The sequence below is a fragment of the Streptomyces sp. NPDC094147 genome, from assembly GCF_044764265.1.
In the GTDB taxonomy this organism is placed as follows: domain Bacteria; phylum Actinomycetota; class Actinomycetes; order Streptomycetales; family Streptomycetaceae; genus Streptomyces.
Genome location: NZ_JBIWHT010000002.1, coordinates 70,510 through 91,684 on the forward strand (window position 1 = coordinate 70,510; position 21,175 = coordinate 91,684).

The following is a 21,175-nucleotide window of genomic DNA, read 5'->3' on the forward strand; positions in this document are numbered from 1 at the left end:
GTCGTCTCCTCCTAAAGCTGGCTTGCGACGCGCTGGATGAAGTCGACGGATTCCGTCGCGGGCAGTGCTGCCGCCTCCATCCAGTCCAGGTGGGCCCGGTACTTGGTCAACTGCGCTTCGGCGTGCATGAATTCCGGCCCGTGCGCGGAATCGAGCTGGACCGTGTCGAGTTGGGGGACGACGCCCTCGGCGTAGAGGAGGGCGTGGCCGGCGCCGGGGAATGCGCCGCGCTCGACCGGGATGACCCGCAGTTCGATGTGGTCGTGTTCGGACATCGTGCACAGGTGCCGGAGCTGTTCCCCGGTCACCTCGCGGCCACCGAACTGCATGCGCAGGGCCGCCTCGTGAATGTATCCGACGTAGTCGAGCGGCGGGTCCTTCTCGAAGACCCGCTGTCGCTCGATGCGATGCGCGACCCGCAGCTCGACTTCGAGCCGGGGGAGCGGCGGAATCACCGCGCCGAAGACGGCCCGTGCGTATCCCTCCGTGTGCAGCAGACCCGGCAGGTGCACGGTCTGAGCGGTGAGCAGGCGTACGGCGTGCCACTCCAGCTCGGCGATGTCGAGGAGCCCGGAGGGCAGCGTCCCTCGGTACTTCTCCCACCAGCCGCGCTCCCTCGCCGAGGCGAGGTCGGCGAGCGCCTCGGTGTAACTCGCGTCCGCGCATTCGTAGTTGCTGGCCAGGGTGCGCACGCGGTCCGCGGTGATCAGCCGGATGCCCGACTCCATGTTGGAGACCTTGGTCCGGTCGAGGCCGAGCAGCCCGGCGGCGTATTCGGTGGTGGCACCCGCTGCGGTACGCATCTTGCGCAGCTCGGCCCCGAGTCGTTTCTGGCGCTCGGTGGGGGTGGATCGCGTCGCCATGCGGGCCAGTCTGCCGCCGCGCGCGTACGCCGGTCCACCGTTGGGGGCAATTGCCACAAGAGTGGTGGCACTCGTGCCGAAAATGACCCTACAGTGAGTAACGCACCGACTACGCAAGCGAGTTGGAAGTGCATCGCGCGAGCCTGCCCGCATGCTCCTCCCCTGGGAGGGGTGGGCCCGCGCCAGGGAGACAAGTCACTGCTCGCTGCCCCCCACCAGTACACGGGAGCCAGAGATGCTCACCACCCGCACCACGGCGGCCTGCCCGGCCGCGTTCCCCGCGCCGATCGTCTGCCCGCCGCCTCCGGAGGGGCTGTCGCTCAGCCTCACCCTGCCCGGTGAACCACACTGCGCGGGCATCGCGCGCAGCGCGGTCCGCTCGGCCCTGCATGCCCACGCGCTCGACGCGTTCGTACCCGAAGCGGTGCTCGCCGCATCCGAACTGGTCGCCGTGGCGGCGTACTTGAACCCGTCCGAGGACCTCTACCTCTCCCTCCGGCACCGCGAAGGTGCGCTGCGTCTGATCGTGTACGACGCACACGCCCGGCACGCCCACCCCCGCCTCGCGCAGGCCTGTGACACCCGGCGCCGGAGCGGGCTGCGGCTGCTCGCCGCGGTCGTGCGGGACCGCGGCGGGGACTGGGGGTTCGGCGAGTCCCGCGAGCCGGGCGGCGGCACCCGGAGCTGGGCGGTGCTGCCGTGTCTCGTGAGCTGAGGGGCTGGGAGCGGCGCATCCGGTCCGCAGCCGACGTCGCCAACTCCCGTACGGGCCACGCCTGTTGATCGTCCGGCCCGTGCGTCATCGGTCGGCCCGTTTCCGGCTACTCCGTTCCGGCGAAGACGTGCCGGGTTGCCTGCGGGTGATGGCGGCATGGCGGGGTGGGGACCGGGTGGGTGACGGGGGAATCGGGGGCTCCTGGACCCAGGCAATCCACAGGAGTCGTTGTTACGGTGCTGGGTATGAAGCCAAGGCTGGTACGGAGCCGTGCGGCGACGGTGGGGGTGTGTCTGGTTGCCCTCGCGGCCGCGGCGGCGTGCGGGCCCAGTAGCTCGGGCGCCAACGGCGAAGGGCAGGGCTCGGTCCAGGACACGGCGGCCGCACCCGGTGCGTCCGGCAGCGCCGGCACGAAGGCATCCGCGTCCGGGGCGCTCACCGGCGACCAGCTCGCCACGGTCGCGCTCGTGACCGGCGACGTGAAGAACTTCTCGGCCGAACCGCTGGAAGGCGGCACCCCCACCGGCAGCTCGCGGACCGCGAAGGCCGCGTGCATGCCGATCGTGTCCGTCATCAACGGCACGCCCGACCCCGCCCCCTCCGCGACCGTCTTCCGGCGGCTCGTCGACACCACCGAGGACGGCCAGGCCGACCAGACCGTCGTCACCGAGGTGCTCGGCGCCCACCCGTCCGGCGCCACCGACGTACTGCCCCGGCTGCGTTCGGCCCTCGACGCCTGTGGCGACGGCTTCACCACCAAGGGCGGCGACCTGGAGCCTTCCGTGTTCACCCAGGTGAAGGAGCTGCCCGCGCCGGACGCGGGCGACGAGGCGATCGCGTACGAGCTGACGGGCGTCGCGGCGGGCGAGACCGTGCCGATGGTCTTCCAGGTGGTGCGGAGCGGGACGACCGTCGTGACGTACTACGCCGTCGACGTGACCGGGGGCGACACGCCCCGGATTCCGCCCGAGCTCGCCGTTGCGCAGGCGGCCAAGCTCAAGTCCTGAGATCCTGCCCGGCCTGCCCGGCCACGATGCGGAGCCGGGCCCCCGGGCGCAGGCCCCAGGCGGCCATCGTGCCCGCCTCCGCCTCCAGTACGTGCCGCGAGCGCGGCCGGAGCGCGCCGAGGCGGCCGGGGCGCATCGTGCGGACCGCGATCACGCGCAGCTCGCGGTCCAGATGGGCCACGTCGATGGCGAACCGCATCCGGAAGGTGTGCACACTGCTCGCCGGGGTCAGCAGCAGCGCTCCCTCGATCCCGTCCCGCCCGAGCAGGCCCCGCGTGCGGGCCCGGTACGACGCCGCGATCTCCAGCGGAACCGCCGTTCCGGCGCCGTCGAGCACGCTCAACTCGCCCGTTCCGTCCCTCCATCGGCCCATGGATAAACGGTAGTGGCTCACGGGGTCGCCGCGTAGGGTCCGCAACATGGGCCGAAACATCAGGAACCACAACAACCGCCCCTTCGAGGAACTGATCGACGAGGCCGCGTCCGTCTCCGTCGACGGCTGGGACTTCTCCTGGCTGGACGGCCGGGCCACCGAGGAGCGGCCATCCTGGGGGTACGCCCGTTCGATGGCCGGACGGATGGCGAAGGCCACCGCCGCCCTCGACATCCAGACCGGTGGCGGTGAGGTCCTCGCCGCCGTGCCCCAGCTGCCGCCGCTCGCCGTCGCGACGGAGGGCTGGCCCCCGAACATCGCCCGCGCGACCGGCCTGCTCCACCCGCGCGGAGTGGCCGTCGTCGCGGACGAGGACAAGCCCCCGCTGCCGTTCGCCGACGGCGCCTTCGACCTCGTGGTCAGCCGGCACCCCGTCACCACCTGGTGGCCCGAGATCGCCCGGGTGCTCTCGCCGGGAGGCACCTACTTCTCCCAACAGGTGGGCCCGGCCAGCGTGTTCGAGCTGGTGGAGTACTTCCTCGGGCCACAGCCGCCGGAGGTCCGGGGCGCCCGCGACCCCGGCAGGGCGCGCAAGGAGGCGGAGAGCGCCGGGCTCGAAGTCGTCGATCTGCGCCTGGAGAAACTGCGGACGGAATTCCTGGACATCGGCGCTGTCGTGTACTTCCTGCGCAAGGTGATCTGGATGGTGCCCGGCTTCACCGTCGAGGAGTACCGCGACCGGCTGAAGGCGCTGGACGAGCAGATCCGTACCGAAGGCCCCTTCGTCGCGCACACGACACGCTTCCTGATCGAGGCGCGGAAGCCGCTGCGGGCCACTCGCGCTGCCTAGCATCCGGATGTATGGGGACAATTGCTGATCAATGGGTAGGGCGGCGTGCTCGGCCGCCGGTCACGCCCGCGCCCACTTCCCGCCTTCCTCGGGTACGCATCGGACGGCCCGCCCTCCTGTGGTGGGGGTGGGCGGCCGTGCTCTTCCTCCTCTACGCGACCGTCTCCGGCCGCCGCCAGGCCCTGGTCCGCACCACCGGCTACGACCTCGGCATCTTCGAGCAGGCCGTCCGCGCCTACGCACACCTCGACGCGCCCGTCGCCCCGCTGCGCGGCGCCGGCTTCAACCTCCTGGGCGACCACTTCCACCCGCTGCTCGCCGCCCTCGCCCCCCTCTACCGCCTCTTCCCCACCCCGTACACCCTGCTCTTCGCGCAGGCCGCGCTGCTCGCGCTCGCCGTGGTGCCGCTCGCCCGCCGGGCCACCCGCGTCCTCGGCCGCCGGGCCGGGCACGTCATCGCCTTCGGGTACGGGCTGAGCTGGGGCATCGCGTCGGCGGTCGGCTTCGACTTCCACGAGGTGTGCCTGGCCGTACCGCTCGTCTCGTACGCCCTCGAAGCGCTGGCCCGCAGGCAGTGGCGCCGCGCCGTCGTCTGGGCCGTTCCGCTGCTCCTGGTCAAGGAGGACCTCGGGCTCACGCTCGCCGCGATCGGGGCGTACATCGCCTGGCGGGGCCCGCGCCGGCTCGGCCTGGCGACCGCGCTGCTCGGGCTCGTCGGCAGCGCGCTCGAATTCAAGGTGCTCCTGCCGTTCTTCAACCCGGCGGGCACCTACGCGCACGCCGCGAGCCTCGCCCACGCCCACCACTCGCTGCTCGCGACCCTCGCCTTCGCCCCGCTGGACGCGGTGCGCCCCGAGGTGAAGGCGACCACGCTGGTCCTCGTCTTCGCGCCCGCCGCGCTCATCGCCCTGCGCTCGCCGCTCGCGCTGATCGCCGTGCCGACGCTCGGCTGGCGGATGCTGTCCACCAACGTCTTCCACTGGGGGACGGCCTTCCACTACACGGCCGTACTGATGCCGGTGGTGTTCGCGGCGCTGACCGACGCCCTGCGCCCGTACGCCGCCGACGGCGACCCGCTCGCCCGCCGCCACGTCCGGGCCTCCCTCGCGACGGTGGCGGCCGTGACGCTCGTCCTCGTCCCGTCCTTCCCGCTCGCCCAGATCGCCCACCGCTCCACCTGGCGCACCGCACCGCACGTCTCGGCGGTACGCGACCTCCTGCGGCTCATCCCCGACGGAGCGACGGTGGCGGCCTCCAACCGCCTTGCCCCGCAACTGACTTCACGCACCACGGTCGTCGTGTTCCCGACCTTCCCGGTCCACTTGGAGCTGGAGGCGACCGGCGGCCCCATCCCGGCGCCCACGGCGCAGTGGATCGCCTACGACCGCGTCCCGCCGGAGTCCTGGCCGTATCCCCCCGGCTACTGGCCCTACCCGGGCCCCCGCCAGGAGGAGGAGTACGGGCGGGCGCTGTCGCGGTACGGCTATGTACTCGTCGCGCAGAAGGACGGGGTGTCGCTGTTGCGGAAGGGGCCCAAAGCGAGTCCCGGTGCCCGGGTGTCGCGTACTCCCTGACGTCGGACGGTCACGCAGACGACACGGCACTGCTCCCTTTGGGTGAGTGGGGTGAAGCACATGGGCAGCGAATTCTGGACCGCGAAATGCGTCGCGGAGGCGCGGCCAGGGTGCGTGCCACTCCTCTGACCTGCGAGGTCGCGGGTGGGTCAGAGGCCGTGGCCGTACCTGCGGGGGGTCACCGGTCCGTGCCGGGCCGATTCCGGAGCGTAATTCCGGCACGCCGTGGGCCCCAGCATCACTTACGAAGGGTTATGGTGGAAACCCCCCCTCGGGCCGGTCCGTATCCCCCCCACGGACCGGCCCGTTTTTCTTGTGCGGGGCTTGGCTAAGGTCTGGATCATGTCGGACCAGCAGCCCCACCCCCAGCCGCAGAACCTTCCGCCGCAGCCCCAGTGGGGCCCGCCGCAGCAGCCCGGCCAGTACCCGCCCCCTCCGCAGGGCCCGGACCAGCAGCCCGGCCACGGACAGGCTCCGCATCCCCGGCCCGGCTACGGTCAGCCCGCCTACGGCCAGGCTCCGTACCCCCAGGCTCCGTACAACCAGGCGCCCTACCCCCAGGCCCCGTACGGCTTCGGCTACGGGCATCCCTACGGTGCGGTCGTGCCGCAGTCGATGCCCGGCGCGGTGCGCGCCGCGCAGGTGGTCATCTTCTCGATGGGCGGGCTCAGCGCGCTCGGCTCCGTGATCATGGGAGCGGTCAGCGGCGCCGAGGCGGCGGGCTATGCCATCGGGGCGAACCTCTGCGGCTGGGTGCTCGTCGTGTTCGCGTTCCTCTTCGACAGCGGGCGCCGCGGGGTGCGGGTCACCTCGATCGTGTTCGCCTCCATACAGATCCTCTTCGGGCTCGGATCCATCGGGGCGCACCGCCCGGCCGGTGTGCTGCCGGGCCTCGCCGCGGCCGCCGTCGTGGTGCTGCTCAGCCAGGGTTCCGCCGGGCAGTGGTTCGGCAGGCCGCGCATCCCCAGGCCCGGCCAGGGGTACGCGGCCTGAGGAAGCGGCCGAGGGACACCCCCTAAGAGGGGCATCAGCCGCGGCCGGCCCAGATGTTGGTGCCCTCGGTGTCCACGGCGAAGGCGTCGATCTCCTTCAACTCCTCCTCCGTGAGCGCCGGTCCGGACAGCGCCGCCACGTTCTCCTCCAGCTGCTTGACGCTGGACGCGCCGATCAGCGCCGACGTCATCCGCGGGTCGCGCAGCACCCAGGCGAGCGCCAGCTGCGCGAGCGACTGGCCGCGCCGGGAGGCGATGTCGTTCAGCCCGTTGAGACGGCGTACCACCTCGTCGGAGAGCAGACCCGGGTCCAGCGACTTGCCCTGGGTGGCGCGGGAGCCCTCCGGGATGCCCTTGAGGTACTTGTTGGTGAGCAGGCCCTGGGCCAGCGGCACGAAGGAGATGCAGCCCATGCCGGCCGCCTCCAGGGTGTCGAGCAGCCCGTCGTCCTCGGTCCAGCGGTTGATCATCGAGTACGACGGCTGGTGGATGAGGGCCGGGACGCCCATCTCCTTCAGGATGCGGGCGGCCTGCTCGGTCTGCTCGCTGGTGTACGAGGAGACGCCCACGTACAGCGCCTTGCCCTGCTGGACGGCGGACGCGAGGGCGCCCATCGTCTCTTCGAGCGGGGTGTGCGGGTCGAAGCGGTGCGAGTAGAAGATGTCGACGTGGTCGAGGCCCATGCGGTTCAGCGAGGCGTCCAGTGAGGACATCAGGTACTTGCGGGAGCCCCACTCGCCGTACGGGCCGGGGTGCATCAGATAGCCGGCTTTGGTGGAGATGACGAGCTCGTCCCGGTACGGGGCGAAGTCCTGGCCGAAAATCTTCCCGAAGTTCAGCTCGGCGGAGCCGGCCGGCGGGCCGTAGTTGTTGGCCAGGTCGAAATGGGTGACACCCAGGTCGAAGGCGCGGCGCAGGATCGCGCGCTGGGAATCCAGGGCGCGGTCGTCGCCGAAGTTGTGCCAGAGGCCGAGCGAGACGGCGGGGAGCTTGAGGCCGCTGCGGCCGGTCCGCCGGTACTCCATGGAGTCGTAGCGGTCGGGGGCTGCGAGGAAGCGGAGCGATTCAGTCACGTTTCCCTGCTTATCACGGACTTGTGACAGACCGAGTTGGGCCGCCATGACCGGTCCGCAGTACTGTGCTTTCCCTGGGGCGGCCGGTGTGCGGGGCGGCGGCGGGCCCTCGGGAAGCAACGAGAGGGTGGAATCGGTGAACTTGCGCGACCTGGTGTACGGGCTCTATGCGCGCCGGGTGGAAGGCCGCCTCGACCACGATCAGGTGCCCAAGCACATCGGCGTCATCCTGGACGGAAACCGGCGGTGGGCCAAGGCCTCGGCCCGCAGTCCCGAGCAGGGCCACCAGGCCGGCGCCAGCAAGATTCAGGAACTGCTCGGCTGGTGTGCCGAGACGGATGTCGAGGTCGTCACCCTCTGGCTGCTCTCCACCGACAACCTGGACCGCCCCGAGGACCAGTTGACCCCGCTGCTCGGCATCATCGAGGACGCGGTACGGGACTTGGCGGCGGACGGGCGCTGGCGGGTCCACCACGTCGGCACGCTGGATCTGCTCCCCGGGCACACCCAGGCCGTCCTGAAGGAGGCCGAGCAGGCCACCCACGACATCGACGGGATACTCGTCAACGTCGCCGTCGGCTACGGCGGCCGCCAGGAGATCGCGGACGCGGTGCGGTCCTTGCTCCTGGAGCACGCCGCGAAGGGCACCTCGTTCGAGGAGCTCGCCGAGATCGTCGACGTCGAGCACATCTCGGAGCACCTGTACACGCGGGGCCAGCCCGACCCGGATCTGGTGATCCGCACCAGCGGTGAGCAGCGGCTCTCCGGTTTCATGCTCTGGCAGTCGGCGCACTCCGAGTACTACTTCTGCGAAGTGTTCTGGCCGGCCTTCCGCAAGGTCGACTTCCTGCGCGCGCTGCGCGACTACGCCGCGCGGCACCGGAGGTACGGCAGCTGAGGGGTGCCACCCCTTTGTCCTCAATCGCCGGACGGGCTTGATTTCGCCCCGTCCGGCTTTCTGCTGTCCGGCCCTGCGCCTGCGGCCGCCCGGCCAGGGCGTGGACCAAGTACGGGCATATGACGGGGCATGGCTTCGCTTGTTCGAGGGCATAACCCACCCAGGTCGACGTCCGGTCCACGGACGTCGTATCTCAGTGAGCGGCAGCAACGCCGCTCGCCCGGGAGGCCCTTTGCACCAGGACGACCGCGCACCGCGCGCGGACGACGCGGAGGGCCGGAGCTCGGCCCGCGCATCGCGGCCAGAGCCCGGTCCCCGTTTCCGCGACGCCGTCGCACCCCGACCTCATGCGCCTCTTACGAGGGGGTACGTCCTTCCGTGGTGACCAGCACAAAGCGCCGCATGCCCGACCGGCGCACTTATGTCCTCGACACCAGCGTCCTGCTGGCCGACCCCAACGCGATGACCCGGTTCGATGAGCACGAAGTGGTGCTCCCGATCGTCGTGGTCACCGAACTGGAGGCGAAGAGGCACCATCCGGAGCTCGGTTACTTCGCCCGGCAGGCGCTGCGCCTGCTCGACGACTTCCGGATCCGGTACGGACGCCTCGACGCCCCCATCCCGCTGGGGGAGCTCGGCGGCACCCTCCGCGTCGAGCTGAACCATTCCGATCCCGGCGTACTGCCCGCCGGCTACAGGTTGGGGGACAACGACTCCCGGATCCTCGCCGTCGCCCGCAACCTCCAGGCGGAGGGATACGACGTCACCGTCGTGTCGAAGGACCTGCCGCTGCGGATCAAGGCGTCGTCGGTCGGTCTGCTCGCCGAGGAGTACCGCGCCGAGCTGGCGATCACCGACTCCGGCTGGACCGGAATGGCCGAACTGCCGCTGAGCGGCGAGCAGGTCGACCTGCTGTACGAACAGGAGACGCTCTACGTTCCGGAAGCGGCCGCGCTTCCCGTCCACACCGGCCTCGTGCTGCTCTCCGAGCGCGGCAAGGCGCTCGGGCGGGTCGCGGCGGACGGGAACATCAAGCTGGTGCGGGGCGACCGCGATGCGTTCGGCATCCACGGGCGCAGCGCCGAGCAGCGGATCGCGCTGGATCTGCTGCTCGACCCGGAGGTCGGGATCATCTCGATGGGCGGGCGGGCCGGCACCGGCAAGTCCGCGCTGGCGCTCTGCGCGGGCCTGGAAGCCGTCCTGGAGCGCAGGCAGCACAAGAAGGTGATGGTCTTCCGGCCGCTGTACGCGGTGGGCGGGCAGGAACTGGGCTATCTGCCCGGCTCCGAGGCCGAGAAGATGGGCCCCTGGGCGCAGGCCGTCTTCGACACGCTGTCCGCGGTGACGAGCCGTGAGGTGATCGAGGAGGTCACCTCGCGCGGCATGCTGGAGGTCCTGCCGCTCACCCACATCCGGGGCCGCTCGCTGCACGACGCCTTCGTGATCGTGGACGAGGCGCAGTCGCTGGAACGGAACGTACTTCTGACCGTTCTGTCCCGGATCGGGGCCAATTCAAGGGTGGTGCTCACCCATGACGTGGCCCAGCGGGACAACCTGAGGGTCGGTCGGTACGACGGTGTGGTGGCGGTCGTCGAGAAGCTGAAGGGGCACCCGCTGTTCGCGCATGTCACCCTCACCCGGTCCGAGCGTTCGCAGATCGCCGCCCTGGTGACCGAAATGCTGGAGGACGTTCAGATCTGAACCAGTTAGGGCCAGTTGGTGCCGTCCGGCGAGCGCAGTAGCTTAGCCGGGCGGCGCCTTCTTGTGTGGGGATTGGAAAAAACTACTGGGGTGAAGGGGGTGTGAGGTTTCACACGCAACGGGGAATTGCCTCGCGGCATCGGCTTCCGGCAGAGTCTTGCATCCGTCAGGCCCCGCATACGGCACCCCTGTACCCCGGGTATCTCGGTACCCACGCAACTCAATAGCTGAGCCGTATGCCGCCCGCGCATCACGCGGCGCTTCCCGCAAGGAAGTTGCCCATCGGGTCAGTTCCTCCCGTGACCCAGTAGTTGGGAGGAGAGAGCCAGGGGCACGATTGCGTCCGCGAGGTCACCCGTGCGGACGCTGCTGGAAGGAAACCGTGTGAGCCGGATCTCGGTCCGGGGGTTCGCGGTGGCGTCTGCCACTGCGGTCACCACCGTTGGCGCCGTCGTCGGCGTTGCCGCAGGCAGCCCCGCCGCCGCTTCGAACGACAACTTCGAGGCGACCGCAGCCGATTCGACGCTCCTGGCGGACATCCCCGCAGGACAGCAGGCCCAGGTTCAGACCGCGTCCCTGACGCAGCAGGCGGACGCGCAGGCCGCCCAGGCCAGCGCCTCGGCGAAGAAGTCCGCCGAGGAAGCCGCCCGCGTCCAGGCCGCGCAGGACGCCAAGGCCAAGAAGGACGCCGCCGACAAGGACAAGGCCGACAAGGAGGCCAAGGCCCGCGATCTGGCGACCCAGGCCGCCAGCCGCTCGGCCTCCCGGGACGTCTCGAACCTCGCGGTCAAGAGCTCCTACTCGGTCGACGACGTTCAGGCGCTCGCCCGTCAGATCGTGCCCTCCGGCCAGTTCCAGTGCTTCAGCCACATCGTGAACAACGAGTCGAGCTGGAACTACACGGCCACCAACGGTTCTTCCGGTGCCTACGGTCTCGTCCAGGCGCTGCCGGGCTCCAAGATGAGCTCCGTGGGCGACGACTGGCGGACCAACCCGGCCACGCAGATAAAGTGGGGCCTCAACTACATGAACGACCGCTACGGCAGCCCCTGCGGTGCCTGGTCGTTCTGGCAGGCCAACAGCTGGTACTAGCCGACGGCTGGTACCGGGCTCCGTGAAAAACCGCCCGGAGCTGCTCAACCTTTCGAGGCCCCGCACCGTCCTCCGGTGCGGGGCTTCGCCCGTGTACGGTCAGGTCCGGACGGCTCGGGGGAAAGTCGTGGGGAGACTCAGCGTCGGGGGAAAGGGAAACGGCGGGATCATGTCGAGAGTGCCCAGTTTGCTCGGACGGCTAGGCGCCGGACTGACCCGGATGGGAGAGCGCCTGGACGAGCGCCGTGCGGAGGCGGAAGCCGACGCATGGGACGGTCCGGTGCCCGCGGCCCCGTCGGCCGGTCCGGTGTCCGTCGCCCCGTCGGCCGCGCCCGCGCGTCCTGACGCCGGGGCCGAGCCCGCGGCGCCGCCCGCCGCGCCGGAACCTCCGGTGGCCGGGGCCAAGACGGCGGTGGAGGTGGCGAGTTCGGGCGGCCAGGCCCGCGAGCACGTACCGCCGCCGCCCTCGTACGCGCCCGCGGTCGCCCCCCGGCCCGATCCGGTCGCCGCCGTTCCGTGGAGCATGCGGGTCGCGGCCGAGGTGGGCTGGCGGCTGCTCGTCCTGGCCGGGACCATCTATGTGCTGACGCAGGTCATCAGCGCGATCCGCCTGGTGGTGCTCGCGTTCGTCGCGGCCCTGCTGATCACCGCGCTGCTCCAGCCGACCGTGGCCCGGCTCAAGCGGGCGGGGCTGCCGCGGGGCGTGGCCACCGCGGTCACCGCGATCTCCGGGTTCGTGATCATGGGGCTCGTCGGCTGGTTCGTGGTCTGGCAGGTCATGGACAACCTCGACGACCTGTCCAACAAGGTGCGCGCCGGCATCGAGGAGCTCAAACGCTGGGCGCTGAACAGCCCGTTCCATGTCACCGAGGACCAGATCAACCAGATCGCCAAGAACCTCAGCGACACGATCGGGGCCAACACCAACGCGATCACCTCGGCCGGACTCCAGGGCGTGACCGTCCTGGTGGAGGTGCTCACCGGCATTCTGCTCGCGATGTTCTCGACGCTGTTCCTGCTGTACGACGGCCCGAAGATCTGGCAGTGGGTCCTCAAGCTGGTACCGGCCGCGGCCCGTCCGGGCGTCGCGGGCGCGGGTCCCCGGGCCTGGCGCACGCTCACCGCGTATGTGCGCGGCACGGTGATAGTGGCTCTGATCGACGCGATCTGCATCGGCGTCGGCATCTACTTCCTGGGCGTGCCCATGGCGGTGCCGCTCGCGGTGTTCATCTTCCTGTTCGCGTTCATACCGCTGGTGGGCGCGGTCATCTCGGGCGCGCTCGCGGTGGTGGTCGCGCTGGTCACCGACGGCGTGTTCAACGCGCTGATGGTGCTGCTCCTGGTCCTGGCCGTACAGCAGATCGAGGGCCATGTCCTGCAGCCCTTCATCCTGGGCCGCGCGGTCCGGGTGCATCCGCTGGCGGTGGTCCTCTCGGTGGCCGCCGGCGGCCTGGTCGCCGGCATCGGCGGCGCGGTGGTCGCGGTCCCGCTGGTCGCGGTCACCAACGCGGTGGTCGGCTACCTCAGGCAGTACGCCCGCGAGAACGCCCAGCGCGGCGCCCTCTCGCCGACGCAGGCGCCGGTCGCCGAGGCGCTGCCCGTCCCGGCCGGGGACCGCGAGTGACCCGGCCCGTGTGAAACGCCAAGGGGCCCCGCCGGATCGATCCGGCGGGGCCCCTTCGCTCGCGTACGGGCGAGGACTACTCGGCCAGCACGGCCTCGGAGTCGAGCGTGACGCCCACGGCCTGGATCACCGCGGCGATCTTGAAGGCCTCCTGGATCGTCTCGCGGTCGACACCGGCCTTGCGCAGCACCTGCTCGTGCGAGTCCAGGCACTGGCCGCAGCCGTTCACCGCGGAGACGGCGAGCGACCACAGCTCGAAGTCGACCTTCTCCACGCCCGGGTTGCCGATGACGTTCATCCGCAGACCGGCCCGCAGCGTGCCGTACTCCGGGTCGGAGAGCAGGTGGCGGGTGCGGTAGAAGACGTTGTTCATCGCCATGACCGCGGCGGCGGACTTGGCGGCCGAGTACGCCTCGGGCGACAGGTTCGCCTTCGCCTCCGGCTCCAGCTCGCGCAGCACGATCGGGCTGCGCGAGGCGATGGCGGTGGCGAGCACCGTGCCCCACAGCTGCTGGGCCGGGAGTTCGGAGTTGCCGATGACCGAGCCGAGGTTCAGCTTCAGGTCCTTGGCGTAGTCCGGTACGGCGGACTTCAGGGCGTCGAGGGACATGGGTTACTCACCGGCCAGCAGCGCGACCGGGTCCAGGGTGTTCTCGCCCTTGGTCCAGTTGCACGGGCACAGCTCGTCGGTCTGCAGGGCGTCGAGGACCCGCAGGACCTCCTTGGGGTTACGGCCCACGGAACCGGCGGTCACCATCGTGAACTGGATCTCGTTGTTCGGGTCGACGATGAAGACGGCGCGCTGCGCGAAGCCGTCCTCGCCCTCGATGCCGAGGTCGCGCATGAGCTCGTGCTTCGAGTCGGCCAGCATCGGGAACGGCAGGTCGGTCAGGTCCGGGTGGTCCTTGCGCCAGGCGTGGTGCACGAACTCGGAGTCACCGGAGAAGCCGAGGACCTGGGCGTCGCGGTCGGCGAACTCGTCGTTCAGCTTGCCGAACGCGGCGATCTCGGTCGGGCAGACGAAGGTGAAGTCCTTGGGCCACGCGAAGACCACACGCCACTTGCCCTCGTAGGTCTTGTGGTCGATCTGCTGGAACTCCTTGCCGCTCTCCAGCGACACACAGGCAGTCAGGTCGTACGTGGGGAACTGGTCACCAACAGTGAGCACGCGCTCTCCTTGCGAACAAGGAAGTCCCGTTTCGAGCGGATTCGGGAAACTTCCTGAGGGTTGGACGGATTGCCGATCCTGGCACAGGAGGCATTGATCAGTGAAATAGCTAGACTGGGTCAGCGTGATCGGAGGTGCCTATCAGTGGCCATCAGTAATAGGGGCAAGCAGCCCAGCCTGGCGCAGCTGCGCGCGTTCGCGGCCGTCGCGGAACATCTGCACTTCCGCGACGCCGCGGCCGCCATCGGCATGAGCCAGCCCGCGCTGTCCGGAGCGGTCTCGGCGCTGGAGGAGGCGCTCGGCGTGCAGCTCCTGGAGCGTACGACCCGCAAGGTGCTGCTCTCGCCGGCGGGCGAGCGGCTCGCGGTGCGGGCGAAGGCCGTGCTGGACGCGGTGGGCGAGCTGATGGAGGAGGCGGAGGCGGTACGCGCCCCCTTCACCGGGGTGCTCCGGCTCGGGGTGATCCCGACGGTGGCGCCCTATCTGCTGCCCGCGGTACTGCGGCTCGTGCACGAGCGCTACCCGGAGCTCGACCTCCAGGTTCACGAGGAGCAGACCTCCTCGCTGCTCGACGGGCTCGGCGCCGGGCGCCTGGATCTGCTGCTGCTCGCCGTTCCGCTCGGGGTGCCCGGAGTGACCGAACTCCCTTTGTTCGACGAGGACTTCGTGCTCGTCACGCCGCGCGACCACCGGCTCGGCGGGCGCTGCGGCATCCCCCGCGAGGCGCTGCGCGAACTGCATCTGCTGCTCCTCGACGAGGGGCACTGCCTGCGCGACCAGGCCCTCGACATCTGCCGGGAGGCCGGGCGGACCGAGGGGGCGCCGGTGACGACGACCGCGGCGGGCCTGTCGACGCTGGTGCAACTGGTCGCGGGCGGGCTCGGGGTGACGCTGCTGCCGCGTACCGCCGTCGAGATCGAGACGGGCCGCAACGACCGCCTGGTCACCGGGTACTTCGCGGAACCGGCCCCCTCGCGCACCGTCGCCCTGGCGATGCGGACGGGGGCCGCTCGCCAGGGCGAGTTCGAGGAGTTCGCGGTCGCCCTGCGCGGGGCGATGCGGGGATTGCCGGTGCGGGTCTCGGGGTGACCCGGGGGGCTACTCCGTACGCAGCCCGTCCGGGCGCATCAGGCGCCACAGCGGTGGCATGGACAGCGCCGTGACCAGGACGACCACGCCCGCGCCGATGCCGACCATCGACACCGCGGGCACCCAGTCGATGGTGACGGACCGGCCCACCATCCTGAGCAGGACCGAGCCGAGGCCGAGGCCCACCACCGCGGCGAGGCCGAGTCCCAGGGCGACCGGCAGCGCGGTCTGCCACAGCACCGACCAGCTCAGGGTGGTGCGCCGGGTGCCGAAGGCGACCAGTGAGGAGAGCAGCTTCTTGCGTTCGCGCAGCTGCTCCAGCATCGAGACCAGCAGGCTCGCGCCGATCAGCATCAGCACCGCCGCGGCGCCGATGTAGAGACCCTTGCGCACCCCGGCGAACCGGGCCGAGGTCTGCACGCTGTTCAGCGCCCGCGCCTTGGTGATCGGGTCGGCCGCGGCGGCCACGTTCAGCACGCGCTCCTTGGCCAGGGAGTCGCCGGGGGCGGTCGAGACGTACACGGTGGCGCGCGTCGGCACGTTCGGGGTGTGCGCGAGCGCGCCCGGGGTGAGCAGCAGGCCGTTGCGGGGCATTCCCATCGGGTCCGGGCGGGACTGCACGTTCTTGACGGTCGCCGGGACGGTCCAGGGGATCTCCGCGTCCTTGGGCTGGCCGGGACCGCCGTTCGTCGGGTCGAGGTAGAGCGTGCTGCCCGGCTTCGCGGACGTCTCCCGGTCGAACTCGCCGCCGACCGCGTTGAAGACGTCGCCGTCCGCGCAGGCCGGCAGGGTGGCGGTTTCGCGCAGGTCCGCGCAGGTGCCGACCGTGACGGAGGTGTAGTGCCTCAGGTCCTTGGGCCGGTCGCCGGCGTCCACGTAGCCGAGGGCCACCGTCTGGGTCACGCCCTCGGTGCCCTTCAGGGCCTGGACCTCGCGGGACTGCTGCGCGGGGGTGCCGGTGCCGAGCGGAACGATCAGCTGGGCCCGGCTGGTGTCCTCGCCGCTCGATTTCACGTAGTCGCCCTCGACGGCGCCGAAGAGCATCTGCAGGGCGATCGCGCCGGCCACCGCCACCGCGATGCCGTTCACCATCCTGGCCGCCGAACCGGACGTCAACTGCATTCTGCGGACGGCTAGTTGCCAGCCCACCGAGCCGCCGCCGAGCCTGCGCACGACCGCCTCCACCAGCCAGGGGAGCAGCGCGGTCACGCCGATGAGCAGCAGTACGGTGCCGCCGATCACCTGGATCTGGTTGAAGGTCCCGTGGTCGCGGCCCCGGCCCATCATCGGGGCGAGCAGGGCGAGACCGGCCAGCGGCGGCAGCGCCCGCCACCACATGCGGCGCTTGCGCGGCACCGAGGTGCGGACGACACCCAGCGGTTCCACGACCACCGAGCGCATCGCGAACAGGGTCACGCCGACCGCCGAGGCCGGCACCGCGACGGCCACGCCCGCCGCGAGCAGCGGGGTGGGATCGAGGTCGGAGGGGAAGACGTTGAGCCCGGCGATCGAGACGTCGCCCACGTACTGGCGGCCGACCACGAAGAACAGCGTGCCGAGGACGAGCCCGACGAGCGCTCCGGCGAGCGCCTCGCCGGCCGCGATCCACCGGGTCATCCGGCGGTCGGCCCCCGCGAGCCGCAGCGCCGCGAGCCGCTGGTCGCGCCGGTCGCCGCCGAAGCGTACGGCGGCGGCGATGAACACGGCGACCGGCATCAGCAGCACCACGAAGATGATCACGATGAGCAGGGCGAGGACCGGGTCGAGCTTCTCCTGGGGCAGCCGGTCGACGAACCCGGTGATCCGCAGCACCTCGCTCGGGCCGCCGGTCTCCTTGCGCTGTTTGAGGGTGTCGTTGCCCGCGTAGTAGGCGAGTTCACGCGGCCCCATCAGTCCCTGGTCGGCGATGGTGGCGCTGATCTTGTACGGGATGCGTTCGCGCAGCAGCCTGCCCTCGGGGGAGGCGAGCAGATCGCGCAGGGCGGGCGAGGCCACCATGGTGCCGGGGGCCGGGATCGCCGTGACGCCCGGCGGCAGCGGCGGCTTGTCGCCCTCCGGCTGGAGCAGCCGGCCCCGTACGCTGTCGCCCTGGTACGAGGAGTCCGCGCGTCCGACCAGCAGGGTGTTCGCCGCGGGGCCGGTCTCGACGGAGGAGCCGTAGTCGTTGCGGGCGTTGTCACGGGTGTTCCGGGCGTTCAGCGCGCCCGGCAGGGCGGTGGTGCCGAGCAGCAGCGCCACGCCGAGGCCGACGCCGACCGCGGTGAGCAGCGTGCGCGTCCAGCCCTCCCGGCCACCGGACAGGGCGAACCGGGCGCCGAGGGCGAGGTCGCGGAACAGGCTCATACGGAGTGCTCCAGCATCATGTCGCGGGACTTTCCGTCGCGTACGACGATCTCGCGGTCCGAGTAGGCGGCCACCCGCGCCTCGTGGGTGACCAGGACCACCGCGGCGTTGGTGGAGCGGGCCGCCTCGGTCAGGAGCTGCATGACGCGCTCGCCGTTGAGCGAGTCGAGCGCGCCGGTCGGCTCGTCGGCGAAGACCACCCGGGGCGAGGTCACGAGCGAGCGGGCCACGGCCACCCGCTGGCCCTGACCGCCGGAGACCTCGCCGGGGCGCTTGTGCCCGAGCTCGGCGACCTCCAGGCGCTCCATCCACTCCAGCGACCTGCGCTCGGCCTCCTTGCGCTTGACTCCGGTCAGCCGCAGCGGCAGCGCCACGTTCTCGACGCAGGTCAACTCCGGTACCAGCTGGCCGAATTGGAAGACGAAGCCGAACTCGGTGCGGCGCAGCGCGCTGCGCTCGGCGTCCGACATCGCGGACAGCTCGCGGCCGTCGTAGAGGATCCGCCCGGAGTCCGGGGTGACGATCCCGGCGAGGCAGTGCAGCAGCGTGGACTTGCCGGAGCCGGAGGGGCCCATCACGGCGACGACCTCGCCGGCGTGGATGGAGAACTCGGCACCGTCCAGGGCCGGTGTCGGACCGTAGGCCTTGTGCAGGTCCTGGGCGGCGAGAAGGGAACCGGCGGGCGTCATGAACGTACCTCCGTGGCGAGCTGGGCGAGGCGGGCGGCGGTCAGTTCCAGCCAGCGCAGGTCGGCTTCCAGATGGAACAGGGCGTGGTCGCAGATCAGTTGGTCGGTGAGGTCGCCGCGCCGCTTGCGGTCGGTGAGCACGCGCATCAGGCGCAGGTGCTCGGCGCGCTGGGTGTCGAGCACGTCGGCCGCGTCGCGGCCGGTCAGCAGGGCGAGGACGACCTTGGTGTAGAGGGTCGACTGGAGGTACGGCTCGGGCTTCTCCGGCTGCCTGATCCAGGCGTCGACGTCGGTGACGCCGGCGGCGGTGATGGCGTACCGCTTCCGCTCGGGGCCGCCGCCCGCCTCGACGCCGTCGACCTCGACCAGGCCGTTCTTCAGGAGCCGCGACATGGTCGAGTAGACCTGCCCGTAGTGCAGCGGACGGTCGTGCCCGAACTTCTCGTCGAAGGCGCGCTTCAGGTCGTACCCATGACGTGGGCCCGACTCAAGGAGCCCGAGGAGGGTGTGGCCGATGGACATGGGGCCTTCCTTTCTTCTCAACTGCCGCGAATGATGGGGGAGTTACGGGTGTCTACTCGGTACGCAGACCGTCGGGGCGCATCAGGCGCCACAGGGCCGGCAGGCTCAGTGCGGTCACGGCGAGGATCACGGCGGCGCCCATGGCGGCCAGCGGCGCGAACAGCCACCACTCGGTGACGGTCTTGCCGATGATCCGCAGCATCAGCGCGCCGAGCGCGGTGCCGCCGACCGCCGCGAGCGCGATCCCGAGGGCGACCGGCAGGGCGGTCTGCCACAGGACCGAACCGGCGAGCGTGGTGCGCCGGGTGCCGAAGGCCACCAGCGCGGCCAACAGGCGCCTGCGCTCGCGCAGTTGCTCCAGCTGTGAGACCAGCATGCTGGCCGCGATCAGGCCGAGCGTGGCGACGGCGGCGGCCCGCAGTCCGCTCTGGATGCCGGCGTACTGGCGGTCGCGGTCGACGGCCCGCACGGTGTCGACGTGCAGCCGAGGGTCGAGACGGGCCGCGGTGTTGCGGATGTGCTCGGCGGCGTCCGGCACCTCCTGGTCGACCACGAGTGTGGCGCGGGTGGTGGCCCCCGAGGTCAGCAGCGAGGTGTCGATCGCGCCCGGCGTCACGAAGATGCCGTGCTCCTCGCGGCCGGTGGGGTCCGGGCGGGCGGTGACGGTACGGGCCGAGGCGGGCAGCGTCCACAGGACCTGCCGCGCGCCGGGCTCGTGGTCAGGGGCGGTGTTGACCGGTTGGCCCGGACGCGCCGTCCTGTCCACCCAGGCGGCCTGCTCCGGATCGTCGGTGGGGTGCACCACGAAGGTGTCGCCGTCCTTGCAGGAGTCGATGCCGGCCAGTTCGCGCAGGGTCGCGCAGTCGCCGAGGGTGAGCTGGGTGGTGGGCTGGATGCCGTCGGGCCCGACCCGCTCGGGGCGGGTCACGTAGCTGGTGACGGAGCCGATCACCTTGCGCACGCCGGGGGTCTGCCGGAAGTCCCCGATCATCCGCCCGGCGAGTGCGGTGTCCGGGTAGTCGGCCATGACGGTGTACTGCGCGCGGCTCGCATCCGCGCCCGTCACCTTGTTGAAGTCGTCGTGGATGCCGACGAAGAACATCTGGAGCGCCACCGAGCCGGCTACCGCGACGGTGATGCCGCTGACCGCGCGCGACGCGGTGCCGCTGCTCAACTGGAGCCGCCGGACGGCCAGTTGCCAGGGCGGCGAGCCGCCGCGCAGCCGGGCCACGAACGCCTCGACCAGCCAGGGCAGCAGGGTGATCAGCCCGAGCAGGACCAGGGTGGCGCCGGTCGCGATGGCGACCGGGGCGAGCGCGTTCAGCTCGATGTCCAGACGCTGGGAGACGACGAGCAGCAGGGCTCCGGCCGCGGGCAGCAGCAGCCGCCACCAGAGCCTGCGGCGCCGGGGGCGTCCGCCGCGTACGACACCGAGGGGTTCGACGCTGACCGAGCGCAGCGCGGCCAGCGTCACCCCGACGGCCAGCGCGGGCACGGCGACGGCGACGAGCGCCGCGAGCCAGGGCACGGGCGTGAGGTCGCCGGGGAAGAAGTCGATGCTCCACAGCCCGATCGGGCCGACGACGTGGGCGGCGCCGAGGAAGAGCAGGGTGCCGGTGGCGAGCCCGAGCACCGCTCCGGCCAGTGCCTCGCCGCCGGCGATCCAGCGCGTGGTCCGGGCGTCGGCGCCGACGAGCCGCAGCGCCGCGAGCCGCCGGTCGCGCCGCTCGCTGCCGAACCGCACGGCGGTCGCGATGAAGATGGCGACCGGCATCAGCAGCACGACGCAGATCAGGATGACGAGGACGACGAGCATCGCGTTGAGCGGCTGTACGTCGTCGGTGTTGCCGAAACCGGCCGCCGACTCGGCGCCGTTGTCGGCCGAGAGGGCGGAGCTGCCCGCGTAGAAGAACAGTTCCGAGGGGCTGACCAGGCCCGCGTCGCCGATGGTCTGGGATATCTCGTACGGGAGCCGCCGGCGCAGGAGTTCGCCCTCGGGGGAGGCGAGCAGATCGCGCAGGGCGGGGGAGGCGGCCATGGTGCCGGGGGCGGGTATCGCGGTCAGGCCGGGCGGCAGCACGGGGGACGCGCTCGCGGACCGCAGCAGTCTTCCGCCGATGGTGTCGTCGCGGTACTCGGTGTCGGCGCGGGCGTACAGCAACGAGGCCTTCAGGTGACCGGTGTTCTTGTCCGAGCCCTCGGCGAAGGGCTGCCGGGCGTGGATGCGCGCCGCCCGCTCCTCGGTCAGCTGCGGCACCGACGCCGCCCCGAGCAGCAGGGCCACACCGAGCCCGACCCCGAGCGCGGTGAGCAGGGTACGGACCCAGCCCTCGCGGCCGCCGGTGAGGGCGAACCGCGTGCCGAGGCCGAGATCGTGGAGGCGTCGCTTCATGGAAGAGCACTATACGCGCTAGGTATACCTACTGTGTATACCCGGGGTGCATAGCGGTCGGTGACCATGTCATTACCGGGCAAAACGGGGCAGCATCCTTGACTCTCGCAACCCTTGCCACGTTTCAATCGTCGGTTCCCATGGGGCGGGTGCTGATTCTCACGTACGGAAAAGGCGTGATCGAATCCGCTTTGTCCGTACGTGCGGTGTT

19 protein-coding genes are annotated in these 21,175 nt (G+C 71.1%); 10 read left to right on the plus strand and 9 right to left on the minus strand.

The features are described 5' to 3' along the window. Positions 1-11 precede the first annotated feature (11 nt). On the minus strand, positions 12-863 hold the full coding sequence (locus tag ACIQ8J_RS05750) for a helix-turn-helix domain-containing protein (protein WP_403267564.1): 852 nt from the start codon (positions 861-863) through the stop codon (positions 12-14). 235 nt (positions 864-1,098) lie between these two features. Between ACIQ8J_RS05750 and ACIQ8J_RS05755 the strand changes: the two genes are divergently transcribed. Both ACIQ8J_RS05755 and ACIQ8J_RS05760 read left to right on the plus strand, forming a co-directional pair. Then, complete coding sequence (locus tag ACIQ8J_RS05755) at positions 1,099-1,578, plus strand: ATP-binding protein (RefSeq protein ID WP_403267562.1); 480 nt, start codon at positions 1,099-1,101, stop codon at positions 1,576-1,578. Positions 1,579-1,823: 245 nt separating this feature from the next. Continuing rightward, a complete protein-coding gene (locus ACIQ8J_RS05760) occupies positions 1,824-2,585 on the plus strand; it encodes a hypothetical protein (protein WP_403267559.1) in 762 nt (253 codons plus the stop codon). Here the strand turns inward: ACIQ8J_RS05760 and ACIQ8J_RS05765 are convergent. Further along, on the minus strand, positions 2,575-2,958 hold the full coding sequence (locus ACIQ8J_RS05765) for a DUF192 domain-containing protein (RefSeq protein WP_403267556.1): 384 nt from the start codon (positions 2,956-2,958) through the stop codon (positions 2,575-2,577). The genes ACIQ8J_RS05760 and ACIQ8J_RS05765 overlap by 11 nt on opposite strands. A 46-nt stretch (positions 2,959-3,004) precedes the next feature. Between ACIQ8J_RS05765 and ACIQ8J_RS05770 the strand changes: the two genes are divergently transcribed. The 3 genes from ACIQ8J_RS05770 (at position 3,005) to ACIQ8J_RS05780 (ending at position 6,375) form a co-directional block, all read left to right on the plus strand. Continuing rightward, the gene (locus tag ACIQ8J_RS05770) at positions 3,005-3,808 is read left to right on the plus strand and encodes a class I SAM-dependent methyltransferase (RefSeq protein WP_403267553.1); all 804 of its coding nucleotides are present in this window, start codon (positions 3,005-3,007) and stop codon (positions 3,806-3,808) included. Between the two features lie 137 nt (positions 3,809-3,945). Continuing rightward, entirely contained in the window at positions 3,946-5,382 is a 1,437-nt protein-coding gene (locus tag ACIQ8J_RS05775; RefSeq protein ID WP_403267551.1) for a DUF2079 domain-containing protein, read from the plus strand. 342 nt (positions 5,383-5,724) lie between these two features. Next, positions 5,725-6,375 (plus strand): hypothetical protein, encoded by a 651-nt coding sequence (locus ACIQ8J_RS05780; protein ID WP_403267548.1) that lies wholly within the window; start codon positions 5,725-5,727, stop codon positions 6,373-6,375. Between the two features lie 34 nt (positions 6,376-6,409). Here ACIQ8J_RS05780 and mgrA read toward each other — a convergent pair whose 3' ends face one another. Beyond that, positions 6,410-7,447 (minus strand): L-glyceraldehyde 3-phosphate reductase, encoded by a 1,038-nt coding sequence (gene mgrA, locus ACIQ8J_RS05785; protein WP_403267546.1) that lies wholly within the window; start codon positions 7,445-7,447, stop codon positions 6,410-6,412. A gap of 136 nt (positions 7,448-7,583) precedes the next feature. Here mgrA and ACIQ8J_RS05790 point away from each other — a divergent pair, with 136 nt between their 5' ends. The 4 genes from ACIQ8J_RS05790 to ACIQ8J_RS05805 all read left to right on the plus strand — a co-directional run bounded on the left by ACIQ8J_RS05790 (position 7,584) and on the right by ACIQ8J_RS05805 (position 12,762). Beyond that, on the plus strand, positions 7,584-8,345 hold the full coding sequence (locus ACIQ8J_RS05790) for an isoprenyl transferase (RefSeq protein WP_403267543.1): 762 nt from the start codon (positions 7,584-7,586) through the stop codon (positions 8,343-8,345). Positions 8,346-8,723: 378 nt separating this feature from the next. Continuing rightward, positions 8,724-10,046: a PhoH family protein gene (locus ACIQ8J_RS05795; protein ID WP_403267540.1), complete on the plus strand. Its 1,323-nt coding sequence runs from the start codon at positions 8,724-8,726 to the stop codon at positions 10,044-10,046. 384 nt (positions 10,047-10,430) lie between these two features. Continuing rightward, positions 10,431-11,138 (plus strand): transglycosylase SLT domain-containing protein, encoded by a 708-nt coding sequence (locus tag ACIQ8J_RS05800; protein ID WP_403267537.1) that lies wholly within the window; start codon positions 10,431-10,433, stop codon positions 11,136-11,138. Between the two features lie 169 nt (positions 11,139-11,307). After that, entirely contained in the window at positions 11,308-12,762 is a 1,455-nt protein-coding gene (locus ACIQ8J_RS05805) for an AI-2E family transporter (RefSeq protein WP_403267534.1), read from the plus strand. 76 nt (positions 12,763-12,838) lie between these two features. On the opposite strand, the gene ACIQ8J_RS05810 is transcribed toward ACIQ8J_RS05805, so the two are convergent. Together ACIQ8J_RS05810 and ACIQ8J_RS05815 are read right to left on the minus strand one after the other, a co-directional pair. Beyond that, positions 12,839-13,372 (minus strand): alkyl hydroperoxide reductase, encoded by a 534-nt coding sequence (locus tag ACIQ8J_RS05810; RefSeq protein ID WP_403267531.1) that lies wholly within the window; start codon positions 13,370-13,372, stop codon positions 12,839-12,841. Between the two features lie 3 nt (positions 13,373-13,375). Then, entirely contained in the window at positions 13,376-13,930 is a 555-nt protein-coding gene (locus tag ACIQ8J_RS05815; RefSeq protein ID WP_053726283.1) for a peroxiredoxin, read from the minus strand. A 144-nt stretch (positions 13,931-14,074) separates the two neighbouring features. Here ACIQ8J_RS05815 and ACIQ8J_RS05820 point away from each other — a divergent pair, with 144 nt between their 5' ends. Continuing rightward, entirely contained in the window at positions 14,075-15,019 is a 945-nt protein-coding gene (locus tag ACIQ8J_RS05820) for a hydrogen peroxide-inducible genes activator (protein WP_403267368.1), read from the plus strand. 9 nt (positions 15,020-15,028) lie between these two features. Here the strand turns inward: ACIQ8J_RS05820 and ACIQ8J_RS05825 are convergent, their stop codons facing one another. The 4 genes from ACIQ8J_RS05825 to ACIQ8J_RS05840 are packed head-to-tail and all read right to left on the minus strand — an operon-like array spanning position 15,029 to position 20,964. Beyond that, positions 15,029-17,362: an ABC transporter permease gene (locus ACIQ8J_RS05825; protein ID WP_403267365.1), complete on the minus strand. Its 2,334-nt coding sequence runs from the start codon at positions 17,360-17,362 to the stop codon at positions 15,029-15,031. Further along, complete coding sequence (locus ACIQ8J_RS05830; RefSeq protein WP_403267362.1) at positions 17,359-18,051, minus strand: ABC transporter ATP-binding protein; 693 nt, start codon at positions 18,049-18,051, stop codon at positions 17,359-17,361. The genes ACIQ8J_RS05825 and ACIQ8J_RS05830 overlap by 4 nt, the downstream gene beginning before the upstream one ends. After that, a complete protein-coding gene (locus tag ACIQ8J_RS05835) occupies positions 18,048-18,572 on the minus strand; it encodes a PadR family transcriptional regulator (protein ID WP_399054482.1) in 525 nt (174 codons plus the stop codon). The genes ACIQ8J_RS05830 and ACIQ8J_RS05835 overlap by 4 nt, the downstream gene beginning before the upstream one ends. A 52-nt stretch (positions 18,573-18,624) precedes the next feature. Next, positions 18,625-20,964 carry an FtsX-like permease family protein gene (locus ACIQ8J_RS05840; protein ID WP_403267359.1) on the minus strand — a complete coding sequence of 780 codons (2,340 nt, stop codon included), beginning with the start codon at positions 20,962-20,964 and terminating at the stop codon, positions 18,625-18,627. Positions 20,965-21,175: the final 211 nt, after the last annotated feature.